The sequence below is a fragment of the Carnobacterium sp. CS13 genome (assembly GCF_016653495.1).
Taxonomy (GTDB): domain Bacteria; phylum Bacillota; class Bacilli; order Lactobacillales; family Carnobacteriaceae; genus Carnobacterium_A; species Carnobacterium_A antarcticum.
Genome location: NZ_CP067364.1, coordinates 2,331,644 through 2,358,367 on the forward strand (window position 1 = coordinate 2,331,644; position 26,724 = coordinate 2,358,367).

A 26,724-nucleotide genomic window follows, 5' to 3' on the forward strand; every position below is an offset into this window, starting at 1 on the left:
ATTGTAATTCAACAAACGATTTATGTGGACGACTAAATACGCTAATTCATCATTCTGTATCCAACAATCCTAGTCTAACAGAAAATTTTTCAATCCATTTTCTGAGCTGTTTCTCCTCATCTTGAATTCTTTCTAATTACTTGATTGAGAATGTTCATTATTTACCGCGCTTTGTTAACACTTTAACGGTTTCTGGATCATAGTGAGAAAAGAAGAGGCTTTCTTTTTGGTCTAACTCTAAAATCGATTCCATATCTTTATCTGTTAATGAGAAATCAAAGACATCAAAATTTTGGACCATTCGTTCTTTTGTGACTGTTTTAGGAATCACAACGACTCCACGTTGAATCAAATAACGCAAAGCTACTTGAGCAACTGATTTGCCATATTTTTCACCAATAATTTTTAATGTTTCATTATTAAAGAAATCATTTTTCCCTTCAGCAAATGGTCCCCACGATTCAATTTGGGCATTGTATTCTTTCATGATTTTTTGTGCTTCCACTTGTTGGTTAAAGACATGCGTTTCTACTTGGTTGACCATTGGTTTGATTTCACTGAATTCAGCAATATCAATAAAACGATCTGGATAAAAATTGCTTACACCAATGGCTTTGATTTTACCGGCTTTGTAATACTCTTCCATCGCCCGATAAGTGCCATAATAATCATTGAAAGGTTGGTGGATCAATAATAAATCAATATAATCTGTTTGAAGCAGCTTTAATGATTCTTTAATTGATGCTTTAGCTTTCTCATACCCAGCATTAGAAATCCAAACTTTTGTCGTGATAAAGAATTCTTCACGCGGAATGCCGCTTTGTTTCACTGCGTTGCCCACTGCCGCTTCGTTCCCATAAGCTTGAGCAGTATCAATTGAACGATACCCTACTTCGATGGCTTCACTGACTACACGTTCACATTCTTCTAGATCGTTTACTTGATACACTCCATAACCTAAAATCGGCATTTTTATCCCGTTTGCTAATGTTACTGTTTCCATGTTCAATTCCTCCATTTTTTTCCTATTTGTGTGACTACTTATTACTGATTAATTTGCTTTCTAAAACATATTTTTTATTTTTATCATGTTAAAACACTCAACTTTATCATCACTTGATTCTTCCATGGTTTCTATAAAGCTGAAAAGTCATGATTGATGATATCAAGTAATTCGAAACGATCATTAGCAAACGCAAATTTTAAAATACAACAATTCCCTAAGCGTTCTTTCTGGTCCACATCACTTGTATGCGCCCAATTTCGCATAAATTGTCTGCAAGCCGCTCCATGAGATACCGCTAGCACTGTTTGCTTTTCTTCTTCTTTCATTATTTTGAACAGAGCTTTAGAAATTCTATTTCTGAATTCCAACTCTCCTTCACCACCATGAGTTACAAAAAAGTCTCCATAAGGCAAAGGTGGATTCAAATATTCATGTTCTGCTTCAAATACTCCGAAATTCCATTCCTTTAACCCCTTAATTCTCTTGTAATCTATGTTTGTTACAAGTTCCAATGTATCACACGCACGTTCTGAAGTTGAGGAATAAGCACTATCAAAGCTTATGTTCTTTTCAGAAAAATAGTTGCTTGCTATGGCTGCTTGGTTCCTTCCTTTATCCGTTAGCGGTGAATCACACCAGCCTTGTATTTTCTTTTGTTGGTTAAAAAACGTCTCTCCGTGCCTCATTAAATACAATAGCTTTGACATATGATTATCCTCCGTCTTTGAAAGCTACTTAAAATTTTTCTAATTAATTGCTTAGGACTACTGATTCTCATTCTGGTCATTCTCAATTTTTAATTTTTCTTTTTCATATTCAACCATATGCGTATAAAAACTATCAAGTTTATATTTTAAATAATCACGAGCTTCTTCAAATTCCTCAATACTCTTATTAATATCCTCTAGTTGATCGGCCAAAATTGCTTTTCTAGTTTCTAATGTTTTTCCACCTTGTTTTGATAAATTTGTGTAATCAACCAATCGTTCAATCGTGACTCCAGCTTGTCTGAGTACTTTTGCAAAATACACCCAATTCAAATCTTTCTCAGAAAAATCTCGGTAACCATTCTTGTCTCGAGTCACTGGGGGGATAACTCCTATCCGCTCATAGTAACGTAAAGTGTCCGTTGAAATACTATATTTTTCGCTCACTTCTTTTATATTCATACTGATCCTTCCTTTACAACAAAATTTGCATACGAGTCAATGAATCCTTCATCTACTGCCGGACTACGGTGATCAATAAACCCAACAATTCATTTCGCTGCTCTATTTAATTTTCTTTTTTCATCATTTTTTTGAACCAATTGACTTAATAAAATGAAGGTTTTTCTAATTTTTCAGAACCCACTTCGCTTATACCAAGGCTTTCGCTACTATAAGTTCCATCATCGTCTTCAATAATATCAGCAATTGCACGAGCTACAGCTCCTCTTGTTATTTGAGCGCCTATAAAAGGTTCCCCTTTTATAGTAAATTGATAAGATAGACTCGCAGAATCATTGTATAACCAAGTCAAACGCAATAAAGTGTAATCCAAATTTGAAGTTTCAATCAATTGAGCGGATCTTTTTTGTTCTTCCATTCTTGGGCTGGATCCAATCATTGTAGTGTTCCATTCGCCAAATTTGCCAGTAACTTCATTATAAATCCCAAGAATTGATGCACCAATAATTCGCTTAACACCATTTTTTTTCATTGATTCTATTACATTTTCAACTGCCTCAGAGTTTCCCATATCGTTTAAATAAACAAGCTCTACACCTTTCATCGCTTTGTTTAGAGTATTTGAATCAAGAAAATCTCCAGCGATAATTTCTTCTCGGTCAGGAACTTCTTTTTTTAAACGTTGGTCTGCATTACGAGCGTATAGCACCAGCTTGCTGTCTGTTTCTTGTACCAAAAGTTTGATCAGTATACTAGCTACTTGTCCTGCTGCACCTAAAATTAACATTTTCATGTATCATTACTTCCTTTCACTTTACTGTATTCTTACCATACACCTTAGAGTTGACTATAAAGCAAGCGAAACGACCTAATCGTTTGTTAACCAGTCTGCAACCTCTTCTTGCGAAGAAATAACATCTTTATCTTCGATAGAAAAGCTTTGTTCTATTGAGCTGTTTGGCAACAATTCTTGTATTCTTTCAAGAGAGTCCCCTTCACCATATCCAGCATTCGATGAAAAGGGATAGATTATTTTCCCATCAAGCAGCTCTCCATAGTTTTCCAAAAAACTAATGATTGGATGAGACAAAGACATCGCCCAAGTTTGATACACTAAATAAACACGTTCATACTGACTTAGATCAGGAATTTCCGTATTGATTTCTGGAAATTCTTGATTTTCTCTTTCTTGATTTGCACGAGCAATCGTTTCATCATAATCTTCAGGATAAGGATGTGAAATCGTCAATTCTAATATATCAGCATTTATCTGTCCTTGAATCATCCTCACTAAGTTTTCCGTATTGCCGCTTCTTGAAAAGTAGATGACGATTGCATCGGCATCTTCCGTTAAAATTCTCGTTGGTGCTTCATTGCTATTCGTATCTTGACCGTCCGACTTCGCACCTCTGCCATATTGATTGGTGCCAACGATTTTTGACATTGATGAAGATTGTGCGGATTGCTCTGAACGACTTTCCTCGTTGTTGCTATTATCGTTACTCATACTATTTTCCTCCCCGTTTCCAGTACACCCTGCAAGCAATGCAAATACACTCGCAAAAATGACTAAGTATATTTTATTCAATTCCATCACTTCCTTTTTGCATTATTGAATTTGTTTCGTTGGCCGGACAATGATTTCGCTCCAAGCCGTATCTGCAGGTCCCTGAATCGCTTGTTGGATAGCTCCCGCAACACGTTCAACCGGAATACCAACGGTTTCATAAAATTGTTCTTAATTTTCTGACACGATGGTTCCTCTTTCGTTAATGTAAATACAGTTTACACCTTGTAGTCAACTCCAATGCAACTAAAAAGGTTAGATTTATATAAAATTATTAAATTTGAACTTTTCAAAAAGGACAGACTTCCTCAATCCTTTTTTATTGTGTGAGTTTTTCAAATAGTAGAGGCTACTTGTCATTTTTTTACAAAAAAATAAGTGTTAGTGATTTTTAATCACCAACACTCACTATTATAGAGCTAAAAGAGTTCCCTCAATTAGAATGATTTTTCCGTCATAAAATAATTCCAAAACTGTTTAAAACCAAATAAGAATTGACTATCTTGTTCTAATTTTTTTTCTCATCTTGAAATACTGGCTTTTGTACCTTAGATACTTGTATATACCCTCTAAGTTAAAGAAAAATAAAACCTTCTTTTATAATAAAACCGAAGCAATTAAATCATCAAATTTTCTAATATCTATTTTGGTTCCTAAACCTATTTTTACATGACCAGCACGTGTCCATAGTTCAACTTCGGAATTAATATCAAAAGTACCAGCATTTTCAGTAGACCACATATTGATCGAACTATACGGCAAAGAGTAGATTTCAATTTTTTTACCACGTAATCCTTGTGCGTCACGAACAATTAATCGTTTGTTAGTAAATATAGCAATATCTCTGATCGTTTTAAATGCAGCTACAGCTTCTTCTCCTTGAACCAGTCTATCGCTTATATCATCTGGAATACCACACTCTTCTGAGAATGTCCAATTGATGTATTTTTCTAATTCGGCCATAAATATATTCTCCTTTTTAATTATAGTTATGTATTCAGTATTAAAGTTCTACTTAAAACCATGAACAAAAATACTTTTTGGTTACTCAGTTTACAAATATTGTATGACGAGCTTTCCAGTCTTCCAATTTTATGCTTACCCAAAAACCATAAATACCAAGCGTTACGATAGTCAGCAACAACCATTTGATCCAGTGTGAGAATAAACTAAAAGCTGAACCGTTAAATTTCATTCGTTTGCCTTCTATAACTGTATGGTTTATTTTCCAACCATACACCATACATAAAGCCCAAGGGTAACAAATCCCAAATGTTAGTATTGTCACCGCACCGCCTAAAAGGCTCCAACCTATAAGACTTAATAGTCCTCCATCGAAAAATGAATGCCTGCCGTTTTTTGTTTCCATCTACAATCCTCCTCTTATCATTATGTAATTTAAAATCAACTAGACAATAAAAATTAGGCCAGCGCTGCTTTCTTCTACGTCATAACAGCACTGGACCATTTCTCGCTAAAAATCTTACAATAAATTTGCAGGATATAATTGCATCCCTTGGTATTTCTCTAGTTAGTCCATTTCAAATGCACCAGTATACAATTGATAGTACTCTCCTTTTTGAGAAATCAGCTCTTCATGGTTTCCTCTTTCAATGATTCGTCCTTGTTCCATTACCATGATCGCATCTGAATTGCGAACTGTTGAAAGCCGGTGGGCAATCACAAATACCGTTCTTCCCTTCATTAAGGCATCCATTCCGCTTTGAACAACCGATTCCGTCCGCGTATCAATACTTGAAGTTGCTTCATCAAGAATCAGAACTGGCGGATTTGCTACTGCAGCTCTGGCGATTGCGAGCAATTGCCTTTGTCCTTGAGAAAGCGAGCCGCCATCACCTGTTAATTCAGTATCGTAACCATGCGGCAATTGTCTGATAAAGAAGTCAGCATTGACTAATTTTGCAGCTGCTTCAACTTCTTCATCGGTGGCATCTAATCTGCCGTAACGAATATTGTCTTTGATCGTTCCTGAGAATAAATGCGTGTCTTGCAATACAATACCCAATGATTTTCTTAAAGCATCTTTTTTGATTTTTTTGACATCAATGCCATCATAAGTGATGGTCCCTTCTTGAATATCATAGAAGCGATTGATCAAATTGGTGATCGTTGTTTTTCCAGCTCCAGTTGCCCCAACAAACGCAATCTTTTGACCGGGTTTTGCAAATAGATTAATATTGTGAAGAATCGTTTTATTGGGATTATACCCAAACGTTACACCGTTAAAGCGCACATCTCCCGTTAATTCCGTATAAGCAACCTCGTGATCAGCAGTCGTTTGTTTCCATGCCCATTCACCTGTGCGTTGTCTGGATTCTTCGATTTTCCCGTCAACACTTTTAGTGATATTAACTAACTCAATTGTTCCAGTGTCTTCTTCAGGTTTTTCAGCTAATAGTTTAAAAATACGTTCTGCACCCGCTAACGACAAGATGATCGCATTAAACTGTTGCGAAATTTGCGATACAGGCATGCTAATGCTTTTCGTGAATTGAACAAACGACGCGATACTTCCTACTGTCAGCGTCGTGATTCCTGTAATCGAAAAAATGGATCCTATTACAGCCGTTAATAAATACATAAAATTCCCAATATTTCCCATGATCGGCATTAAGATATTGGCATAGGTATTGGCTTTCGTAGCATTTTCTCTTAGGTTTTCATTCAAATCACTAAAATCAGCAATTGCCTCTTCTTCATGGTTAAAGACTTTAACGACCTTTTGGCCTTCAATCATTTCTTCTATATAGCCATTCAATGTTCCCAATGCAGCTTGTTGAATAGAGAAGTAACGGCTGCTTTTACTACCGATCGTACGAACAACGGCAATCATCACACCTATCATAGATAAGACAACCAACGTCATCGGTATATTAATAATGAACATCGCAATAATAATTGATAAAATCGTAATCAGTGCAGAAAAAATTTGCGGAATCGATTGGCTGATCATCTGTCTTAGCGTATCAATATCATTCGTGTAATGACTCATAATATCACCTGTCGCATTGCTATCAAAGTAACGAATCGGCAAAGATTCCATATGCGTAAACAGTTCATCCCGAATGTCTTTTAAGATTCCCTGCGATACAGTCACCATTGTACGATTAAAAATATAGGTGAAAAGGGCACCGGTCAAATACAATAGTGCCATTAGACTAATAATACGTGCTAGATTTGAAAAATCAGGCGTTTCTTGAGTAAGAAGAGGAGCAATATAGTCGTCAATCAATGTTTTCGTAAAGCTGATCCCAATTGCATTGGTGGCTGCACTAATGATAATACTGACAATTACGATGAGTATCCGCACTTTATATTGCTTCGTTGCATATGAAAGAATTCTTTTAAGTGTTTTTAATGGACTAACAGCTGGTTTCACGTTCGAGTTATTCTTCAACTATCGTCCCTCCCTTTACTTGAGAATCGAATACTTCTTTATAGATCATATTGTTTTCCAACAATTCTTCATGTGTCCCAATGCCATCGATCTTGCCTTCTTCTAATACGATAATGCGATCAGCATCCTGAATGGAAGAAATACGCTGTGCCACAATGATTTTTGTTGTATTCGGAATTTCTTCTGTAAATGCTTTTCGAATATAAGCATCTGTTTTTGTATCTACTGCACTGGTCGAATCGTCTAAAATCAGGATTTTAGGTTGTTTTAATAATGCGCGCGCAATCGTCAACCGCTGTTTCTGACCACCGGAAACATTCGAACCACCTTGATCCAACACCGTTTCATAGTTATCTGGAAAGGCTTGAACAAAATCATCTGCTTGAGCTAATTTGGCAACCCGTTGAACTTCTTCTTCAGAAGCTTCTTTGTCTCCCCATCTCAAATTTTCAATGATCGTTCCTGAGAATAATGTGTTCTTTTGCAATACCATTGCAATTTGGTCACGCAACGTCACTAAATCATAGTCTTTTACATCATGTCCTGAAACGTATACTTCTCCTTCAGTTGCATCATATAATCTGGGAATCAACTGAATAAGTGTACTCTTTCCACTACCCGTTCCGCCAATGATCCCTATCGTTTCACCAGACTTGATGGTTAAATTAATCTGACTTAAATCTGCCTCTTCTGATCGTTTATTGTATTTAAACTGAACATTTTTAAATTCAATGTCGCCATTTTCAATTGTCGTAAGCGGCTTTTCTGGATTTGACAATGTCGCTTTTTCATTCAGAACTTCAGCAACCCGTTCTACCGAAGCTTCAGAAATAACGATCATCACAAAAATCATGGAAATCATCATAATACTCGTTAAGATTTGCATCATGTAAGTAATAAAACTCGTTAACTCACCCGTACTCATTGTTCCGCCGACAACATACTTGGCCCCAAACCAATAAACAAGGAGCAAACAAGAATAAATAGCGATCTGCATCACCGGAGCATTAAAAGCAATAATTTTTTCTGCCTTCATAAATAGAGATTTAATATCCTCAGAAGCTTTTTTAAATTTTTCAATTTCTTTCTCTTCACGAACGAACGATTTTACCACACGCACTCCATTAATATCTTCTTGTACGGTTTGATTTAATCGATCATATTTTTTGAAAACTTCTATAAAATAAGGATGCACACGATAGATAAGACCGATCAAAATGAACGCTACAATAGGAACAATGATGAGAATGGTCAAAGATAATTTCAAATTTGTATAAGATGCCATTGCAAATGCAAATGCAATCATGAATGGCGAGCGAATAATAGTTTTTAGTACCATTTGAAAAGCCATTTGAATATTCGTAATATCTGTTGTTAGTCTTGTAATCAAACTGGACGAAGAATATTTGTCAATATTATCAAATGCAAAGGTTTGAATATTTTCGTAGATATCTTGACGAAGATTCGTTGAAAGTCCTACTGCCGCATCGGAAGAAAATTTTCCGGCCAATACTCCAAACAGCATGGAAAAACAGGCCATCACAAACATTAATGAACCTATTTTCAAAATATACGCTATATCCCTTTCCATCAATCCTCTATCAATAATCTTTGCCATAAGAAAAGGAATAAAGATTTCCACAGCAACTTCTAAGGCCATAAACAGCATGGTCAAATAGGCAGGTTTCTTATATTGCCGCAATGATTTCATTAATGTTTTATACATTGTCTTACTCCTCTTCTTTTAATTGAGCAAATGCGCTCGCTCCATTAAATCATGTATTCGGTAAATCGTTTTGATCGTCAAGCGGATATCTTCATCCGGAACTTCTTCTAAAATCTGACTATTTTTATGATGAAAATCGTAGACCATTTTTCGATGCAACGCTAACCCTTTTTTAGTTAACCGAATGTTTACCACTCGCTTATCTTCCTTGTTTGCTTCTTTATTGATATAGCCCTGTTTTTCTAACGTTGTGATATTTTTTGTAATACTCGGCAACGTTACACCAATCGCGTCAGCAATATCACTGATGCGTACTTTGTCCAGCTTTATTGACAAGTTATACAATGTTTTGATGATATAAATATGCCTCTTTTGTACTTCAAGAGGCGGCTCAGGCAAAAACTGTATCGTTTGTTTTGCACACATACAGGCATCAATATATTCTTCCGATAGTTGATGATCCATTGTTTCCTTCTCCTTCCGAATTAAGTTACCTAACATAGTTACTATAAGTAACTATGTTAGCAAAAAAAAGAATAAATAGATAGATAAATCTACTTACCCTTTCAATATAGCTATTAAAAATTACTCTTTCTTATAACTCAGACAAAGTTAGTATTTAGTCTCTCTTTTGAGCAATGATAACGTAAATAGCATCTGTCGGATGATATTTCTTGGTTACTTCAAACCCTGCTCGGTTTAGCTGTTGTTCCATTTCAGTTGAAGCTATTCTTGGGTGATGCTGACTTGAATTTTCCTCTTTTTCTAATTCCACACATACAAATGTACCCTTTGTTTTAAGGACTTGGTTGATGAACTGTAATGTCTCAGGTAAAGGATTTATCTCATGCAGGACTAACGAAGCTAAAACAATATCCATTGAATTGGCTGATAAAGGCAAATCTTTCATTTCTTCTTTAATGGTTCGGATATTTTCAAGTCCTTCTTCATCAGCCTTAGAACGGATGATCTGCAACATTTTAGGATCTATATCAAGAGCATAGACCAGACCATCAGTTGCTTTAGCAGCCGGTATCGTTAAAAATCCCGTTCCTGCCCCTATATCTAAAATAGTGTCGTTAGCGTTGATTGGAAATTGTTTCAGCAACTGTTCTGGCGGGAATTCCTCTCTTCTTTTTGCATTGTCTAGAGACGCGACTTTCTTTTCAAAATTACCCTTATGATGTGAGTGGTCATGGTTTTTCATATTCATTCTCCTTTTCAATTTAACTGTTTGGCACCGTAGATAAAACTGCCAACAGTCCCTTGTTCTTCATTTTATTTGTTTTTATGCATATGCTTTTCTTCCATTTTAGAGACGATATCAATGAGATAGTTATGCTCAAGTTCGTCTTTCATATTTTGTTCTGCTTTTATCATGACATCCTCAATCATGCAGCCTTGATTATGGTTTATAGAACAACTGAATAAACTAGAGTCTCCTTCAATTGCTTTTATGACATCTAAAAATGTGATGTTATCTTTTGGTTTAGAGACTCGATATCCTCCCTTAACTCCCCGTGTCGATTCTACTAATCCAGCTTTAGCAAGTTTCGTTAATATCTTTGACAAATAGGTTGGCGAAAGTCTTTGTGTTTCCGCTAGGCTCTGAACCCCTATCATATCTCCTTCAGGCAAAGTCATTAAATACACCATTGTGTGCAATGCATTATCAGTAGCTTTTGAGTATTTCATGGTTTCCCTCCTTATTAAAGATATTAAAGACTCTTATTATCCTTAATTAAATTTCATCTTATCATTTAATGATAATTTAGTCAAAACATCTTTTTGAAATAAATTTAAAATAACACTAAACTAACAATATGTTATTATGTGTTGCTTTTATTCCGTTAAATGTTACAATGAATGAGAAGAAACCAACACCAGTAGATAAGTTAAGGAGGTGTTTCAATTGAATCAAACGAAAAGACAAGAACTTATCCTCGATTTAGTAAAAATCAATGGTGAGGTTACTACAAAAGAACTAGCTGATGAACTAAGCGTCTCTATGATGACGATCAATCGAGATTTAAAAGAGCTCGCCAAATGGGAAGAAATCCAATTGGTCCATGGAGGTGCTATCTACCGAGAAGATGCCTCACTTGAAAACCCAATATCGATCAAAGAAGAAGTCAGTATTTATGAGAAAAAAATGATTGCCAAATTTTGCCGAACCTTAGTCAAACCTGGAAGCTCTGTTTTTATTGAGACCGGAACAACCACGTTAGCCGTTGCCAGAGAATTATTCAATATCGAAAATTGTCAGTTTTATACCAATTCATTATTGGTTATGAATTCTTTAGCTAAATTTGAGGACATTCAGCTGCATTGTGTTCCTGGAAAGTATCGAGATCTTTCAAAAGGCTTTTTAGGTTTAGAAACATCTGATTTTGTCAAAAATTTCAATTTTGATATTGCCTTTATAGGCACAGAAGGCATTACTGTTAACTCAGGGATTACGCTGCCAAATGGAGAAGATGCTTTTACCAAAAAGAATATTATGAAACAATCTAGAAAAAATGTGCTCGTAGCCGATCACAAGAAATTTGGTTTGTCTTATCTCCATAAAGTAGGGGAAATTACCGATTTTGATATGATCGTAACGGACTTGGAAAGTGAACAACCTGTATTTAAAGAAATAAACCAATTAACCAATATAAAATCTGTTAGAAAAGAGGAAATTAAAAATGAACATTAATTTAAACACTGTAACGCTGCCTACTATACACTCTAACCCGCAATCCGTCATATTAACGGACGAAACAATGGCTGCTAGAAAAGAAAACTTTCTAAAACAAATGAAAACCTATTCAATGGATACGGCGATCATCTATGCCGATCGTGAACACGGAGCCAACTTTGAATATTTTACTGGCTTTATCCCACGGTTCGAAGAAGCTTGCTTAGTCATTCATGCTAATGGAGACAGTTATTTATTATTAGGAAATGAAAATCTGAAGTTGGCGGAACATTCTAGAGTGGATGCTAAACCAATCCATGTTCCTTTCTTCTCTCTTCCAAACCAACCGATGGATGGCGAAAAAACGTTGGAAGATCATTTTGAAGAAAGCCAAATTAAACCAGATGCTCAAATTGGTATCATTGGCTGGAAACTTTTTACTTCTAGCAGTTACGATAATGCAGATTTATTTGATTTGCCATTTTATATCATAGACAGCTTGTTAAACTATGTTTCGAACAGAAGCCAGTTAAAGAACTTCACGTTTTCTTTGAGCTCTCCTGAAGGTGGCTTGCGTACAACGCATAATGCCAATGAAATTGCTCATTTTGAATACGGTGCTTCTCTAGCAGGTATCGGCATGTTTAATGCGATACAAGCAATTGAAGCTGGCAAAACCGAAAAAGAAATTGGCGCTTTGCTTGCACAAGATGGACAACCAAATACTGTCACGACCATTAGTGCTGCCGGACAACGGTTCACTAATGCGACTCTTTATCCAAGAGATAAAGAAGCCCAATTGTCCGACAACTACTCCATAACTGTAGGCTACAAAGGCGGTTTGAGCAGTCGTGCTGGATTTGTAGTTTCTTCTCAAGAAGAACTGCCAGAGAATCAAAAAGATTATTTGGATAAATTGGGCAAACCTTACTTCACAGCCTATGCAACTTGGTTAGAAAATATCAGCATTGGTATTTCTGGCGATGAATTTTACTCTATGATCGAGAAAGTATTCCCTTCTGACGTTTATGGCTGGACCCTAAACCCCGGACACTACACAGGAGATGACGAGTGGATGTCTTCTCCATTCTACCCAGGATCTAAAGCTGTAGTTAAAAGCGGACAACTGTTCCAAGTGGATATCATTCCAAGTGTGCCAGGCTACTCAGGTGCAAGCGCTGAAGAACCAATCGCTATAGCCGATAAAGCTTTGAGAGACGAGTTAAAACAGCAGTATCCAGATGTTTGGAAACGTATTGAAGATAGAAGAAACTACATCAAAAATGTGATCAACATTGATCTTTCTGATGATATTTTACCTTTAAGCGATACTGTAGCTTTCTATACTCCATTCTTCTTGAATAAAACACTAGCTTATACAAAAGAAGCGTAAACTAAAATTTCGCTTTTAACTTACTCGTTAAAAAAATAAACAAATAAACATGACACCTTTCTCCTGTATAAAAAAGAGGAAGGTGTCATGTTTTATTATATATGGAAGAATCCTACCGATTTAGCCAAAATAAGTAGGAGGTTAAAGACATTATTTTATTCAAAAAAAGTTTGCGTGACTTAAATGATAGTCTTTTTCTCCTTTAGGGCATGCAAAATTGATTTGCGTGCCTTAAGGGAGAAATTTTATCCTACTTAAGGTATGCAAAATGGATTTGCCTGCCTTATCGATAGAAATTCAACCAACTTAAGGTACGTAAAAGGAATTGAGTATCTATCTTCTACATTTTTTCACTATCTATTTTACAAATAGAGAATCAACACAATACCAAAAATTCTATAGTTTGTGAAAGATAGGTTTCATTTTATCAAAAGTACAAAAATGAGTATAACCAATATCTTTTAAAATTTTCTTGGATTCTTTGATGTGAAACCCTAAATGTTCTGGTTTATGACTATCGCTGCCAATCGTAATGATCTTACCTCCAAGCTCATGATACAATTTTAAGATTTCTATAGAAGGCGTCAAACCGTTGATTCCATACCGAACTGAGGATGTGTTTATTTCTATTCCTTTATTGTCTTCTATCACTTTTTTTAATATTTTCACTATTTTATCTTTACTATACTCAAACATATCAACTTCTTTATCTAGGTAACGTCTCACCAAATCCATATGTGCCAACACGCTATACTCTTTATAAGAAGTGACTAATTGATACATCTCATCGTAATACCTATCGTAACTTTCCCGATGTGTGTGCCCTTTTTGAAATTCTCCTGTCCAAAATTCTTTATTTTCAATTTGATGGACTGATAACAAAATAAAGTCAAAGTCTTGAGACTGATAGAGTTTCTCAAACTGCGGAATTGTATGGATTTGCATACCGAACTCTAGGCCTTTTTTAATGGTTATGTTTTTTTCATATTTCTTAGAAAGTTTCTCTAGCTCCGAAAAATAAAGTTCGTAATGAACATTTTTAACGTCTTTATTCTTGCCTGCTTGAAATTCTTCCTCTGGTTTCCAATCGGGTTTGACCCCATAATCTACATGATCAGTAAAACAAATTTCCTCTAAACCCAACTGAATAGCATCTTTTACGACATCTTCCATTAAATACCAGGAATCGTCACTGTAATCGCTATGGACATGATAATCCGCATAAACCATCTAAACAAAACTCCTTTAAGTCACCCATTTTTTTATTCGCCATTCTTTGCTGTATGGTAATCGCGCATCGCTTTTCCCCCTATTTTTCTAATCGCTCTAGACAGTTAATAGGTTGGTACTTCTTTTATCCTTTATTTCATCAACCTGTTAATTCTTGATTCCTTTCACCATTAAACCAATTGCTTTGTCATGATAAGATCTGTTTGTTCGTCATCTCCCATGAAAAAGGAGTGTGAGCTCGTCTGAACAAATCCTCTATCTTTGTAAAAGGCTAGAGCTGCTGTATTTTTCTCCCAAACACCTAACCAAATAGCCTTTTTGTTTGCTTTTTGAGCAAACCTTTCAGCTTGTTCTATCAAGAATTTCCCATAACCTTTTCTTTTATAATGACTGCGAATATAAATTCGTTCGATTTCCATAGCACTTTCAGCACTATCCTCTGTTTGGGCATCCTCTACGTTTACTTTTAAATAACCTACTGTTTCTTCATTATCTTGTAAAAAGAAAAAAGAAGATTTCTCATTAGCTAATTCTTTTTTGAGCTGATCAACAGTATAAGCTTTCTCTAAATACTGTTTTAGATCTTCCTCGGTATTTTGTTCTTTAAAAGTATCTGTAAATGTTTCAATACTGATTTGCTGAAGCAGCATTACATCAGCTAATGTGCCTTTTTTTAATTCCAAATTTAACAGCTCCTTTAGTAATTCCTTTTATTACCTTTTTTTACAAAGTCCCAATCCCGTTCAGTATTGAGTTTGATTTTGCTTAAAAGTTGAGAAAAAGTCTCGATTTCCTCATCCGTCAAACCCTTTAAAGCAACTTCATTCGAGTATTCATTTTCTTTGATTATAAAATCAGCTAACTCATCGCCTTTTTTGGTAGTAAATAATCTTTTTATCTTTTTATTTGCTGAATCGGATCTCTTCTCAATAAACCCGCTTTTCTCAAGCTTTTGGATGGCTCTTGATGCAGTGGTTCGATCAACTTTTATCATTTCGCTTAAATTATCCGGTATAATTCCCGGGTTCTCCTTAATTCTTACCAAATAAAGGTACTGTCCTCTTGTAAGATTTAACTCTTTAAACTCTATATTGGCAATCGAATCTAACGATCTCGCAATGACACCAATATCACGAAGAATATCTATCATCTCGTTCCCTCATTTCATCATTGACACTCTTATTGTATAAAACCTTTGTTGCAAATGCAACAAAAAGAGAGGTACCGTATAAACAGTTCTCTCCCTTTTGATAAATTATGTTCTATCTACGTACTTTTACTCTTTCACAATTCCAAATTCATGTACTTTTTCAACTGCACGTTCTTCGCCTTCCAGCAGCTCGCCAAATACTTGGTAAATTTCTACTGTCAGTTCGTCTCCATTTACATTATAAACGGCAAAGTTTTGAACAGTCGAGTCCCGATTGTTGGAATGCGAATTTGCAAATACACCATCTTTCTGCGGTTGTCCGCCGAAAGCAAAAAGGTTGTTGTAGTAATCTAGATTTTCTTGAGTCATCCACTCTAAATCCGGTCTTACCTCATGAACATGTTCCAGTGATTTGCTGTAAAGATCATCATAGGCTTTTGTCCCTCCTGTGTTCGGTAATACAAATACTGTCCCAGAAGGGTTCTTGTAGTATTCAACGTTGTCTTCTCCAATAACAACTTCTGACTGGTCGATTGTAGCATTAGAGAAGTTTTCATCTGTCGGCACAAAGTTCAGAGACTTCGTTCTAGAGATGACATGATCGTGTCCTTGTAAAGCCAGGTCAACATCTAATTCATCAATCATTTGCATAAATTCTTCTCTGACTTTTTGAACATCTTCGTCTTGAAGCGAATGATAAGATTTAGAGTACAACGGTTTATGGTAAGTTAACACCACCCATTCAGCACCATTTTCACGAGCTTGTTTGATATCTGCTTCGATCCATGCTAATTGTTCTTCGCCTAAAGCCTTGCCTTCTGGATTGTCTTCAGATACTTTATTGTCGTTCGTATTAGCGACTACGATATGTACGCCATTGTAATCAAGCGAGTAGTAAGATCCGCCATCGACTTTATCATTTGTTACCGGCACATTGACGTGTTCATTAAATTTCTCAGTTAATTGAGAGTCGCCATACTTTAACGCATATTCATCATGGTTTCCTGGGGCAACGACTAACGGCTGCTGCAACCAAGATTCTTCAGATTGAGAAAAAATATCGATCCATTCATCTTCTACTTCGGCTGTTTCCACGACATCCCCTGTGTGCAGCACAAAATCGGCATCAGCAATTTCCAAAGCTTGTTTAATGGTATCTGCACCGTAAGCAGCTTCATTGAGGACATTTTCATTCCAATAAGCATTTTGAGTATCGGTGTATTGTACGAAAGTAAATTCATCGCCTGATTCACCTGAGGTATTGAATGTTCCCACCTCGCTCTTTTCGCCCGTTTCGCTTCCAACTTGGTAGTAGTAAGTGGTGCTCGGCTCTAAATCCGTTGCTAAGGTCTTATAAGAGTATTCAGTCACGTCAACCAAATCTAACGAACCGACTGCATCTCCGCTTGTCCATTCCGGTCCGCTTTTGCCTTCATCTGTGTAGTAGCCATTCACAACGGGTTCGCTGTTTTCTCCTTCCACAGGATTTCCTTCTTCATCCATTTCCAAATCTGCATAAATATAAAAACCGTCTTCTGTTCTTTCTGCGTATTGATTCGTCACTTCGACAGCTTCTGGTTCAAAAACTAATGGATCGCTTAAATCTTCTGACGTGCTTACCCACACTTTAGCGTCATCAAATTTATCCGTCGTATACCAGTTAAAGCCCATTTGAGTTTGAGTATCTCCATTGAGTGTCGTAATGATACGGTTAGGTACATTGTTTGCTTCAACTTCAGCCACTTTTGGCTTACTCTCTAATAATTCTATCTCATTTCCTGAAGAACTAACCACTGAAGAAGCTGATTCTGAAGTGCTTGGTGCTGCATTTGTTTGACAGCCGGCTAACACAAATGGTACCAACAAAACCATGGCAGCTATACTTGGAACAGAAAACCTGTTAACTTTTCTTTTTATATGCAATTCTTTTCCTCCCAAATCAAGATATATTTATAAGCCCTCAATCAAATGAGCCTATACTCTTACTGTAGAGGACGAATGTTTAGTGTTGATCAATAACACGTAAAGATTCAGTAAACATGGATTTACACAAAGAAAGAGCTACCAAATAAACAGTCTTTTTTTTGACAATCAATTATGAAGAATAGAATGAATTCTCACTGGGCAATTGCTATTCTAAGTTGAGTTTGGTGCTTCCAAAACTGAGGATTTGTACATGCTTTTTGATTTCAATATGAAAGTTTCGTGGAAAATAGAATCAATAAAAAATGGCACTCTTTAAAATTTAAAAGTGCCTTTAAGCATTGGTATGTATAATATCAACGTTTTGAAACACAAAAAAACGGGAAGCTTTCTGCTCCCCGTTAATTAGCCTGTTGTTTAAATAGCAGCAAAATGTTCTAAAGTACCTACCATGTTAGACACAAAGCCATACTCGTTATCGTACCAAGCAACCGTTTTGACTAATTGTCCCTTAGTGCCTTCGATTACTTTTGTTTGAGTGGCATCAAAAATTGAGCCAGCAGGTACTCCGATAACGTCTGAAGATACGATTTCGTCTTCAGTATAAAGAAACGCATCGTTTGAAGCTTCTTTCATTGCCGCGTTTACTTCTTCCACTGTTACTTCTTTATTCAAAACAGAATACAATTCTGTCATTGATCCCGTAATAGTCGGAATTCTGACAGCCGTTCCGTCAATTTTTCCATCTAATTCAGGAATAACTTTCCCTACCGCTTTGGCAGCACCTGTTGAAGCCGGTATAGCATTTTGTGCCCCTGCACGGTTTTTACGTCCACCTGGGGAATCTTGCAATGCTTGCGATGCAGTATACGCATGAATCGTTGACATTAAAGCACTGTCGATTCCATACTTGTTGTTCAATACATTTGCCATTGGTGCTAAACAGTTCGTGGTGCACGATGCTGCAGAGACGATTTTGTCATTTTCATCAAGCGAATCATGATTCACACCATAAACGATTGTTTTAGTATTGTCTACTTCCGCTCCCGCAGCTTTTACCGGTGCAGAGATTAAAACACGTTTTGCGCCTGCATCCAAATGGGCTTGTGATTTTTTCGCTGAAGTATAAAAACCAGTACATTCCAAGACAATGTCGATGCCTAAATCGCCCCATGGTAACTGACTAGCATCTTTTTCTTCAAACGATTTGATTTCTTTTCCATCTACCACAATCGCATCGCTCCCAACTTCTACATCATACGGGAACCGGCCTTGTGCCGTATCGTATTTTAGCAAATAAACCAAGTCGTCATTATTCGTCAAGTCATTGATTGCGACAACCTCTAAGTCTGTGTCCTTTTCCAACATCCGACGCAATGCCAAACGTCCAATACGCCCAAATCCATTAATCGCTACTTTTATCGACATCAATATTTCCTCCTTCTTTATTTGTATCTATTTTTATGGTAACGCTTTTACAACGAAACTTCCAATTGTATGCATCACTCATTTTTAACTGCTGGGCACAGTCCATTCTAAAATCCCTTTCAATGAAGGAATAACAATGAAAAATGGGGCAGAATTACATTAAAAATTTACCGGATTTCCCTAGTCTCTATCAGTATTAAAATGCAATTCCCCGAAAGTTAAAACCGTTATTTTTCAAAACATAAAAAGAGAACCGCATATAATCCATTGCACTGTTAAATTATTTTATTATTACTTGTCCGAATAGAGTCTATTAACTAAAAAAGCTTACCGTAAAATGTTTTTAAACAAGTTACGGTAAGCTTTATTTATTAACCATCCAGTTGTGTTTTTCTTAAAAACTCTCCAATCTTGGAAACTTCTTCGTTAGCTACTTCATGACCGCTATCCAGCAATTCTAGTTTTGTTGACGGAAAGTATTTTGCCAGTTGTTTAGATAACTGCAACGACTCGCTTGGAATAGCCATTATATCTGTTGCTCCACTAGTAAGGAAAATATTACTGTTCGAACCTGATTCAAAAGTATAACCTAAGTTTGAAGGATGCATCAATACAACGTTGTCCGCAATATTTGGACGTTTTCCCATCAGCCCTAACAGAAAATTAGCACCATTTGAGTAGCCTACAAATGTCAATTTAGCATCTATAGGTTTAATAGCGTCCCATAGAGTAAGGAATTGATTCACCTTTTCATTAAAATTATCACGTAGAAAATGGCCGTTTTGCAAAGGATCAAAAAATCTTCTGCCCGCTCCTGATCCTACATCTCCCAAAAAACTAATCACAGATGCATTCGGATTAATGTCACCGATGACAGATAACAAACTGTATTCATTTCCGCCTGTGCCATGAAATAAAACAAAAAATTCATTTGTAGAACCAGGTATGTTAATATAATTCATAAGAAAGTACCTCCAAACACTTCAAAGGATGTGTCGCAATTATGTTGAATAGTTCTGTTATACATCATGTCTCCGTGATTAATCGAGACATTGAACAAACGTTTCGATTTTATCATAAGCTACTTGGACTAGATCTGCTATTAAAAACTGTAAACCAAGATGACGTGGAGATGTATCATTTATTCTTCGGTGATACGAAAGGACGTCCAGGTACAGAATTCACTGTTTTCCAAATGAAAGACGGTGTGGACAGAACATTTGGTACAAACGCTATTGAGCGTACTGTGTTTGCAGTTCCAACTGTTGAGGCTCTTTACTTTTGGGAGAAACGATTAAACGAAAATGATGTGTTCAATTGTGAAATAGAAGATTATAACGATTCTAAAATTCTACGCTTTGAGGATTTCGATGGTGTTCAACTAGGAATGGTCCCCATTAGAGACACCATTAATGACTTTTTCCCTAGAGAAACTGCAGAAATTTCTTTAGATAATGTTATTTTAGGAATCGACTCTGTCCATTTGCGCGTACGCTATCCTCTTGCAACTTCTAAAAATATGCAGCGTATGTTTGGTTTAGAGGTCACAAAAAACATTCATCAAGGAAGTTTACTTACAACAGTGCTATCAAAAGACAATACCTTATTTAATCAAGAAATCCATATTATTGAAGATAAGATGAGCAGCCGAGAAGTATTAGGCATTGGATCGGCGCACCATATTGCGTTATCCGTGAAAGACACTTCAGAGTTAAGCGAGATTGAGCAACAAGTTATTGAGCGAAACTTCAAGAATTCAGGTGTAAAATATCGGGAATTTTTTACTTCTATTTACTTTAGAGAACCAAATCAACTCTTATTCGAAGTAGCAACTGAAGAGATCTCATTCACGAAAGAAGATTACGGATCGACTGAGTTTGATGATATTCCTTTGTCTTTACCACGCTTTTTAGAACGCAAAAGAGAATCGATAGAGTCTCATTTATATAAATAAAACAGCACCCTAAAAGTTAGTTCTACCTTTTATAAGTGTAAATTGAGCTAACTAAATTATTTAAATAAAAGGGTGTTCGTGTATGGTTTTTCAATTTAAAATTTCATAGAAGTAAAAAGCAGCCAGAAAATATTTTACTTTTCTGGCTGCTTTTTAGCTAGGTTATGTCCCAGACTTTTTGTGTATTTTTAACTATTATTTAGAATTTTTGTCGATGAATGCTACGAATGCATCTGCAATAGTTTGAAGGAATTCAACGGATCCTGGTACTACTTGTCCATCTTCGCTAATTGCTTTAGATGCATCAATATAAAGTTCTGGTTGAGCCATAACTGGGCTGTCACCGAATACTAGTGATTGACGGATTTGGTGGTTAGCTAATGCACCAGAAATACCTGCTGGAGATACTGAACCAACAAGAACTGGTTTGCCTGGCCATACACTTTCGCCCCACGGACGAGAACCAACATCAATAGCATTTTTTAATGAAGCTGGCATACCGCGGTTGTATTCTGGAGTTATGAATACGTATGCGTCTTGTTCTTTCATTTCTTTACGGAAACGATTGTAGCTTTCTGGAACATTTCCTTCTAAGTCTTCATTGTAAACTGGTAAATCACCAATTTCAATAAAAGATACTGTGTAATCAGCTGGGAATAGCTCAGCTAATTTTTTTGCTACAATTTTATTTAACGAATCTTTCCGTAAACTTCCTACTAAAATCCCAATGTTTCTTGACATGAATAATTACCTCCGAATGATTTGTTTTTTTTTACCTTACAAATACATCTTACATCATTCACTTACTTTTTACAAGCGAATAATGTAAGATAATTTTGCTTCTATTTACCTAACTTACAACTTTTCATTCTTTTACCTTAAAGCTCAGGAATGAACTTTATTAATAATGCTTGATGAGGATGATCGTAATAAGTGATCTGTTTTGATACTAAATCGCACGTCCAAGCTGGAATACCAGCCGCTCCAGCTAACTCACAAAACTTCTCAAAAGCTAATTATCCTAATTGAGCTCTTTAGACAGCTAATTTGATTGCTTCTGGGTCACTTTATTCAGAATCTTATTTTGGAGTCCCATTTAATTTTAAGTTAGCAGAATTATTCTCATCAAAATAGCGATCTAGCCCTTCCGCAATTCATGCATTAACTGTAAGAATTCACCAGCATTTTTTCTGCATGTATAACTTTTTCAATTTACGGTGTGCACGAATCTGCAATTAGTTGCATTTTAATAATTCAAAATGATGCTCGCAATAGTGCTTTAGAGGTAGTATCAGGGGAATTTAAAAGAGTGTTAGGTAAACGATTAACTCCACCTGTTGAAGCTTTAAAAGAGTTCTTACAAAAACAAGAACTTGTGAATGCTAATTTACTCAATTTAAAAATAGAAAAAGGAGCCTTATTGAGGTTCCTTTTTCATTAATATTCTCTTTAACTTAAAAACAGCTGCCCTATTTTAAGGCAGCTGTTTTTGAGTCTTGTTAAACGGGTATTATTCGAAAATACGTAATCCGCCAATTCAACTGATTTTTTCACAATTCTTGCAGTAGTTAATCCAAACTAAAATCCAATTCTGGTCCTACTGGAACGATACCCGTCGGATTAATATTTTTATGGCTGCGGTAATAGTGTTCTTTGATGTGCTTAAAGTTCACTGTTTCTGCTATACCCGGCCAATTGTATAATTCTCTCGTGTAACGCCAAAGATTTTTGTAGTCCGTTATTTGTTTGATATTGCACTTGAAATGACCATAATAGACACTGTCGAAACGAATTAACGTCGTAAATAATCTCCAGTCAGCTTCGGTGACTTGATCGCCTACTAGATAGCGGTTCTCCCCTAAGCGTTCTTCCAATTCATCAAGGGCGTCAAATAGTTTGATGACCTCTTCTTCATAGACCTCTTGCTTCGTTGCAAAGCCTGCTTTGTATACCCCGTTATTGACAGAATGATACACTTTATCGTTGATTGCATCAATTTCTGAACGCAACTCTTCAGGATAATAATCGCCTTCTTTTGCACCGACTTCATCAAAAGCCGAATTTAAGATGCGCATAATTTCGGCAGATTCATTGTTTACGATTTTATTTTGTTTCAAATCATATAAAACCGGAACCGTCACACGCCCGCTATATTCTGGTTCAACATGCGTATAAACTTCATAAAGATAGTTTGCATCCATCACTGGTTCTGGAACCACACCTTCTGCTGGTTCAAATGTCCAGCCGTTTTCTGCCATTAACGGATTCACAACAGAGACTGAAATCATCTCTTCTAATCCTTTTAATTTCCGCATGATCAGCGCACGGTTTGCCCAAGGACAGGCTAACGCTACGTATAAATGATAACGTCCAGGCTCAGCTTTAAACCCGCCTTCACCACTTGGCCCTGCACTTCCATCCGATGTGATCCAGTTCCGGAACTGTGATTCTTGACGAATGAATCGTCCTCCACTGCCTTCCGTGTCATACCATTGATCATACCACTTGCCGTCTACTAATAATCCCATCATTATTCCCCTTTCAAATACTGAACTTTATACATCATTTGTATTTATCTTCTATTTTTATTATAGTCAGAATAATTGAAATTAACAAACAAGTTGGTTTTTAGCAGATACCTTAGTCACTTTGTCGTTTTCTATACCATTAGAAACTATATTCTCTTTTTCCTGCTGTATATCAAAATCTTATGTATCATTTCTCCCTCTTTTTACTTCATTTTTTTAAATCGAATTTACCAAATCTAGTATAGAAGAATACTGCTAGATACAGTGCACTGCCAAATTTCATATACTCCATTCAAATTACTTCTAAACCTTTATTTTATATTGCTATTTCAAATAAAAGTATTCCTGTAAAAAATACTAAATAGGTATATCTTGAACATAATGTTCAGGATATACCTATTTATTTGGAAGAAACAAGAACTTGGGAACCTGAATGGATGAGTAACGGTTTATTTCAATCATTTTCATATATAATCTAATTATCAGATACTATAGGAGGTTTTTTTATGTTAACAATAGCTTATATCGGTAATGGGAAAAGTACGAATCGTTATCATTTACCTTTTTCATTAAAAACAGGGAACATTAAAGTGAAGACTATCTATTCTCGTCATGAAAATAGTTCATGGGATAAGGTTCCTGGAGTCCACTACACAACGAATTTAGAAGACATTTGGAATGATCCAGAAATTCAATTGGTTGCAATTTGCCTTCCTAGTTCATTACATTTTGAATTTGCAAAATTATCACTAGAGAACGGGAAAAACACACTAGTTGAAAAACCTTTTACCGAAACTGCTGAAGAAGCAAAAGAACTATTTGAGTTAGCAAAATCAAAAAATTTACTCGTTCAATGTTACCAAAACAGACGCTACGATTCAGATTTTCTGACCGCACAAAAAATTATCGAAAGCGGCGTTATAGGTGAATTGCTAGAAGTAGAAATGCATTATGATTATTTCAGACCAGAAGTTCCAGAAAACAGCACAGAATTTTCAGCATCTTCAAGCTATTTGTATGGACATGGGTGCCATACAATCGATCAAGTTCTTTCCTATTTTGGAGATCCAGACTCCATTCATTATGATGTAAGACAATTATTGGGTCCTAATCGAATGAATGATTATTTTGACTTGGACTTTTACTATTCAAAAATAAAGGTTTCTGTTAAATCAAGTTACTTCAGAATAAAACCACGACCAAGTTTTGTTCTATATGGTAAGAAGGGCATGTTTATCAAGCAAGAGAAAGATAGACAAGAAGAACACCTAAAATTGTTCTATATGCCAACTAATGCCGATTTCGGGATAGATACCCCAAATCATTACGGTACTGTGACTTATATAGATACTGATGGCCTTTATCATGAAGAAAAAGTCATTTCAGAAATTGGGGATTACAGTCGTGTTTATGAAGGATTGTATGAGTCTATTATCAATGGAAAAGATAAGTCCGTGAAAGATGAAGAAACGATTCGTCAACTAGAGATACTTGAAGAAGGTATTCAAAGTATTAAATATTAATTTATCTATTCGTTAGAAAAACAAGGATCATTCAACTAAGAAAGAAGGTTTACAATGAAACTAGCCATTATAGGTTCTGGCATGATCGTGAATGATTTTTTAACTATGGTCTGTGATGTTCCAGGGATTCAATTAGAGGCAATTGTAGGAACGGATAGAAGCATGGATAAAATGAGGCTTTTAAAAAACAACTATGGCATTCGTCAAGTCTTAACTAATTATGAAGATTGTTTAAAAAGTAAGGCTATCGATACTGTTTATATTGCATTGCCCAATCATTTGCATTTTTCTTTTGCTAAACAAGCCATCCTTAATAAAAAAAATGTTATATGTGAAAAACCTTTTACCTTAAACTTATCCGAAATGAAAGAACTAAGAGAATTAGCTTCAGCAAACAATGTCATGTTGTTAGAAGCTATAACCAATCAATATTTAACCAATTACAAAAAAATAAAAGAAGCTATAAAGACTATTGGAGCTATTAAAATTATTGAATGCAATTATTCACAATACTCATCAAGGTATGATGCCTTCAAACAAGGAGATATATTACCAGCTTTCAATCCTAAAATGGGTGGTGGTGCTTTAATGGATATTAATATTTATAATATCCATTTTGTAACGGGTATTTTTGGAGAGCCCCAAAAAGTCAGTTACTTGGCAAATGTTGAAAACGGAATTGATACTTCTGGCATCCTAAGCTTGGATTATGGGGATAAAAAAGTAGTCTGCATAGGTGCTAAAGATTCTACAGCTCCGATACGAACCATTATCCAAGGCGATAAAGGAGCTATCATTATTGACGGACCGACAAGTACTATCGATAGGTTTACTATAATAGACAATCAAAATAAGAGCGAAATCGTTGATTTTAAAGTGCATACGCATCGGATGTATGAGGAATTTACTGAATTTGAAAGAATCATAAGAGAATCTGACGTTGAAACGATGACAAACCACCTTGATCACAGTGAAATGGTTATGTCTATTGTAGATAAAGGATTAGATTCTGCTGGTATATCATTAGGCTAAATTTTTAAAGTGAAAAACAGATGCTTTTTCAATATATGGATGGGTCATAGTTCTTCTGACAAAATTCCATTTTGAATGAGTGACTGTTTTTCTTTTAATTTTTCCAAATTACTGCTGTATTCTTTTGCATATAAAATAGAATACAACGTGTCTAATACATATTGAAAGGCAACTTGTGATGCAAAAGTCCCAACCTTTACAAAATCATATTCTTCCTGGACTACCACTATCGTTTTGGTAGTTAATTTAATCAAATCAGATTCTGTATTCCCTGTTATCAAAATAGTTGGGATCTTTTTGTTAGAAAAATGTTGTAACATACGCTTGTATTGCGGACTAGTTCCACTATAAGACAGAAATAAAGCACAATCTTTTGGAGTAAGGTTAGAAGCATTCCATGCCTCATCTGCATATTCTTCAGAAATAATAGCAAATCTATTAATCTTTACTAATTTATTTTGAAAACTTCTCGCTCGTACTTGTGAATCACCACGAGAAAACAGAAAAATATGCTTAGATTTGAAAAGAATTTCTGCCACTGATTGTAGTAAATCTTCATCTAATTGATTTAAAGTCTTTTTTATTGTATCAATCGTTAAATTTGCCATATTCTTAGCTATATCCATGGTTAAATCTTCTTGTTTAAAAGGAAAATTAGCATCTACTTCACTAGGTAAATGCAATTGACTATAAACTACACCTGAAATAGCGTCCTTAAAACTTCTAAATCCATCGTATCCCATTTTTTTACAGAGACGGATAATCGTCGAGTGAGAAGTATACGTTAATTTTGCTAGATCCTCAATGTATATCGTAGGAATCTTAGTGATGTTTTGGATGATATAATCGGCAATCCTCATCTCCGTATTTGTAAAGTTCGTTTGATCCTTCAACTTAGTCAATGTTTGTACCAACTTTAACAACTCCTTTCTAAAATGAACCTATATCAATTAATTATCATTTACTATCTAACCGCGAATATAAAATAATATATCTT

Annotated in this window: 26 protein-coding genes and 1 pseudogene; 5 read left to right on the forward strand and 22 right to left on the reverse strand. The window is 35.7% G+C overall.

All coding sequences use genetic code 11. The annotated features are described in order from the left end of the window. Positions 1-157: 157 nt before the first annotated feature. From JHE06_RS11000 to JHE06_RS11055, 12 genes are all read right to left on the reverse strand, one after another. Entirely contained in the window at positions 158-1,003 is an 846-nt protein-coding gene (locus tag JHE06_RS11000) for an aldo/keto reductase (RefSeq protein WP_201088794.1), read from the reverse strand. A 131-nt stretch (positions 1,004-1,134) separates the two neighbouring features. Continuing rightward, complete coding sequence (locus tag JHE06_RS11005; RefSeq protein WP_201088795.1) at positions 1,135-1,713, reverse strand: histidine phosphatase family protein; 579 nt, start codon at positions 1,711-1,713, stop codon at positions 1,135-1,137. Positions 1,714-1,770: 57 nt separating this feature from the next. Beyond that, positions 1,771-2,175 (reverse strand): MerR family transcriptional regulator, encoded by a 405-nt coding sequence (locus JHE06_RS11010; RefSeq protein ID WP_201088796.1) that lies wholly within the window; start codon positions 2,173-2,175, stop codon positions 1,771-1,773. A 145-nt stretch (positions 2,176-2,320) separates the two neighbouring features. Beyond that, entirely contained in the window at positions 2,321-2,968 is a 648-nt protein-coding gene (locus JHE06_RS11015; protein ID WP_201088797.1) for an NAD(P)H-binding protein, read from the reverse strand. A gap of 75 nt (positions 2,969-3,043) precedes the next feature. Then, positions 3,044-3,682: a flavodoxin family protein gene (locus tag JHE06_RS11020; RefSeq protein WP_201088798.1), complete on the reverse strand. Its 639-nt coding sequence runs from the start codon at positions 3,680-3,682 to the stop codon at positions 3,044-3,046. Between the two features lie 657 nt (positions 3,683-4,339). Next, positions 4,340-4,705, reverse strand: a complete 366-nt coding sequence (locus JHE06_RS11025) for a PH domain-containing protein (RefSeq protein WP_201088799.1) — start codon at positions 4,703-4,705, stop codon at positions 4,340-4,342. A gap of 85 nt (positions 4,706-4,790) precedes the next feature. Then, entirely contained in the window at positions 4,791-5,111 is a 321-nt protein-coding gene (locus tag JHE06_RS11030; RefSeq protein ID WP_201088800.1) for a DUF898 family protein, read from the reverse strand. Positions 5,112-5,273: 162 nt separating this feature from the next. Beyond that, positions 5,274-7,160, reverse strand: coding sequence for an ABC transporter ATP-binding protein (locus JHE06_RS11035; protein WP_201088801.1), 1,887 nt, complete (start codon positions 7,158-7,160; stop codon positions 5,274-5,276). Further along, positions 7,150-8,886, reverse strand: coding sequence for an ABC transporter ATP-binding protein (locus JHE06_RS11040; RefSeq protein WP_058919428.1), 1,737 nt, complete (start codon positions 8,884-8,886; stop codon positions 7,150-7,152). Before JHE06_RS11040 ends, JHE06_RS11035 begins: the two co-directional genes overlap by 11 nt. Positions 8,887-8,904: 18 nt before the next feature. Then, positions 8,905-9,351, reverse strand: coding sequence for a MarR family winged helix-turn-helix transcriptional regulator (locus JHE06_RS11045; protein ID WP_201088802.1), 447 nt, complete (start codon positions 9,349-9,351; stop codon positions 8,905-8,907). A gap of 154 nt (positions 9,352-9,505) precedes the next feature. Beyond that, positions 9,506-10,093, reverse strand: a complete 588-nt coding sequence (locus tag JHE06_RS11050) for a class I SAM-dependent methyltransferase (RefSeq protein WP_201088803.1) — start codon at positions 10,091-10,093, stop codon at positions 9,506-9,508. A gap of 71 nt (positions 10,094-10,164) precedes the next feature. Further along, complete coding sequence (locus tag JHE06_RS11055; RefSeq protein ID WP_058919430.1) at positions 10,165-10,581, reverse strand: RrF2 family transcriptional regulator; 417 nt, start codon at positions 10,579-10,581, stop codon at positions 10,165-10,167. Positions 10,582-10,789: 208 nt separating this feature from the next. Between JHE06_RS11055 and JHE06_RS11060 the strand changes: the two genes are divergently transcribed. Both JHE06_RS11060 and JHE06_RS11065 read left to right on the forward strand, forming a co-directional pair. Then, a complete protein-coding gene (locus JHE06_RS11060) occupies positions 10,790-11,584 on the forward strand; it encodes a DeoR/GlpR family DNA-binding transcription regulator (protein WP_231726718.1) in 795 nt (264 codons plus the stop codon). Then, the gene (locus tag JHE06_RS11065) at positions 11,574-12,959 is read left to right on the forward strand and encodes a M24 family metallopeptidase (RefSeq protein ID WP_082664217.1); all 1,386 of its coding nucleotides are present in this window, start codon (positions 11,574-11,576) and stop codon (positions 12,957-12,959) included. Before JHE06_RS11060 ends, JHE06_RS11065 begins: the two co-directional genes overlap by 11 nt. Before the next feature lie 396 nt (positions 12,960-13,355). Here the strand turns inward: JHE06_RS11065 and JHE06_RS11070 are convergent, their stop codons facing one another. From JHE06_RS11070 to JHE06_RS11095, 6 genes are all read right to left on the reverse strand, one after another. Next, positions 13,356-14,189, reverse strand: coding sequence for a histidinol-phosphatase HisJ family protein (locus tag JHE06_RS11070; RefSeq protein WP_201088804.1), 834 nt, complete (start codon positions 14,187-14,189; stop codon positions 13,356-13,358). 170 nt (positions 14,190-14,359) lie between these two features. Further along, complete coding sequence (locus JHE06_RS11075; protein WP_328706704.1) at positions 14,360-14,872, reverse strand: GNAT family N-acetyltransferase; 513 nt, start codon at positions 14,870-14,872, stop codon at positions 14,360-14,362. A 14-nt stretch (positions 14,873-14,886) separates the two neighbouring features. Further along, positions 14,887-15,339, reverse strand: coding sequence for a MarR family winged helix-turn-helix transcriptional regulator (locus JHE06_RS11080; RefSeq protein ID WP_201088805.1), 453 nt, complete (start codon positions 15,337-15,339; stop codon positions 14,887-14,889). 126 nt (positions 15,340-15,465) lie between these two features. Further along, on the reverse strand, positions 15,466-17,262 hold the full coding sequence (locus JHE06_RS11085; protein ID WP_236253513.1) for a purple acid phosphatase family protein: 1,797 nt from the start codon (positions 17,260-17,262) through the stop codon (positions 15,466-15,468). Positions 17,263-17,679: 417 nt separating this feature from the next. Beyond that, complete coding sequence (gene gap, locus JHE06_RS11090; protein WP_201088806.1) at positions 17,680-18,690, reverse strand: type I glyceraldehyde-3-phosphate dehydrogenase; 1,011 nt, start codon at positions 18,688-18,690, stop codon at positions 17,680-17,682. Between the two features lie 371 nt (positions 18,691-19,061). Next, complete coding sequence (locus JHE06_RS11095; protein ID WP_201088807.1) at positions 19,062-19,652, reverse strand: alpha/beta hydrolase; 591 nt, start codon at positions 19,650-19,652, stop codon at positions 19,062-19,064. A 41-nt stretch (positions 19,653-19,693) separates the two neighbouring features. On the opposite strand from JHE06_RS11095, the gene JHE06_RS11100 reads away from it, so the two are divergent. Next, entirely contained in the window at positions 19,694-20,644 is a 951-nt protein-coding gene (locus JHE06_RS11100; RefSeq protein WP_201088808.1) for a VOC family protein, read from the forward strand. A 195-nt stretch (positions 20,645-20,839) separates the two neighbouring features. On the opposite strand, the gene JHE06_RS11105 is transcribed toward JHE06_RS11100, so the two are convergent. The 3 genes and pseudogenes from JHE06_RS11105 to JHE06_RS11115 all read right to left on the reverse strand — a co-directional run bounded on the left by JHE06_RS11105 (position 20,840) and on the right by JHE06_RS11115 (position 23,172). Further along, positions 20,840-21,385 (reverse strand): NADPH-dependent FMN reductase, encoded by a 546-nt coding sequence (locus tag JHE06_RS11105; protein WP_201088809.1) that lies wholly within the window; start codon positions 21,383-21,385, stop codon positions 20,840-20,842. 137 nt (positions 21,386-21,522) lie between these two features. Further along, positions 21,523-21,645, reverse strand: a pseudogene (locus JHE06_RS12420) (DUF1398 family protein); the annotation flags it as partial. A 567-nt stretch (positions 21,646-22,212) separates the two neighbouring features. Further along, complete coding sequence (locus JHE06_RS11115; protein ID WP_201090057.1) at positions 22,213-23,172, reverse strand: glutathione S-transferase family protein; 960 nt, start codon at positions 23,170-23,172, stop codon at positions 22,213-22,215. A 506-nt stretch (positions 23,173-23,678) separates the two neighbouring features. Between JHE06_RS11115 and JHE06_RS11120 the strand changes: the two genes are divergently transcribed. Continuing rightward, a complete protein-coding gene (locus JHE06_RS11120; RefSeq protein WP_058919439.1) occupies positions 23,679-24,695 on the forward strand; it encodes a Gfo/Idh/MocA family oxidoreductase in 1,017 nt (338 codons plus the stop codon). 54 nt (positions 24,696-24,749) lie between these two features. Beyond that, positions 24,750-25,727 carry a Gfo/Idh/MocA family protein gene (locus JHE06_RS11125; protein WP_201088810.1) on the forward strand — a complete coding sequence of 326 codons (978 nt, stop codon included), beginning with the start codon at positions 24,750-24,752 and terminating at the stop codon, positions 25,725-25,727. Positions 25,728-25,771: 44 nt separating this feature from the next. On the opposite strand, the gene JHE06_RS11130 is transcribed toward JHE06_RS11125, so the two are convergent. Beyond that, a complete protein-coding gene (locus JHE06_RS11130; RefSeq protein ID WP_082664218.1) occupies positions 25,772-26,641 on the reverse strand; it encodes a MurR/RpiR family transcriptional regulator in 870 nt (289 codons plus the stop codon). Positions 26,642-26,724 lie beyond the last annotated feature (83 nt).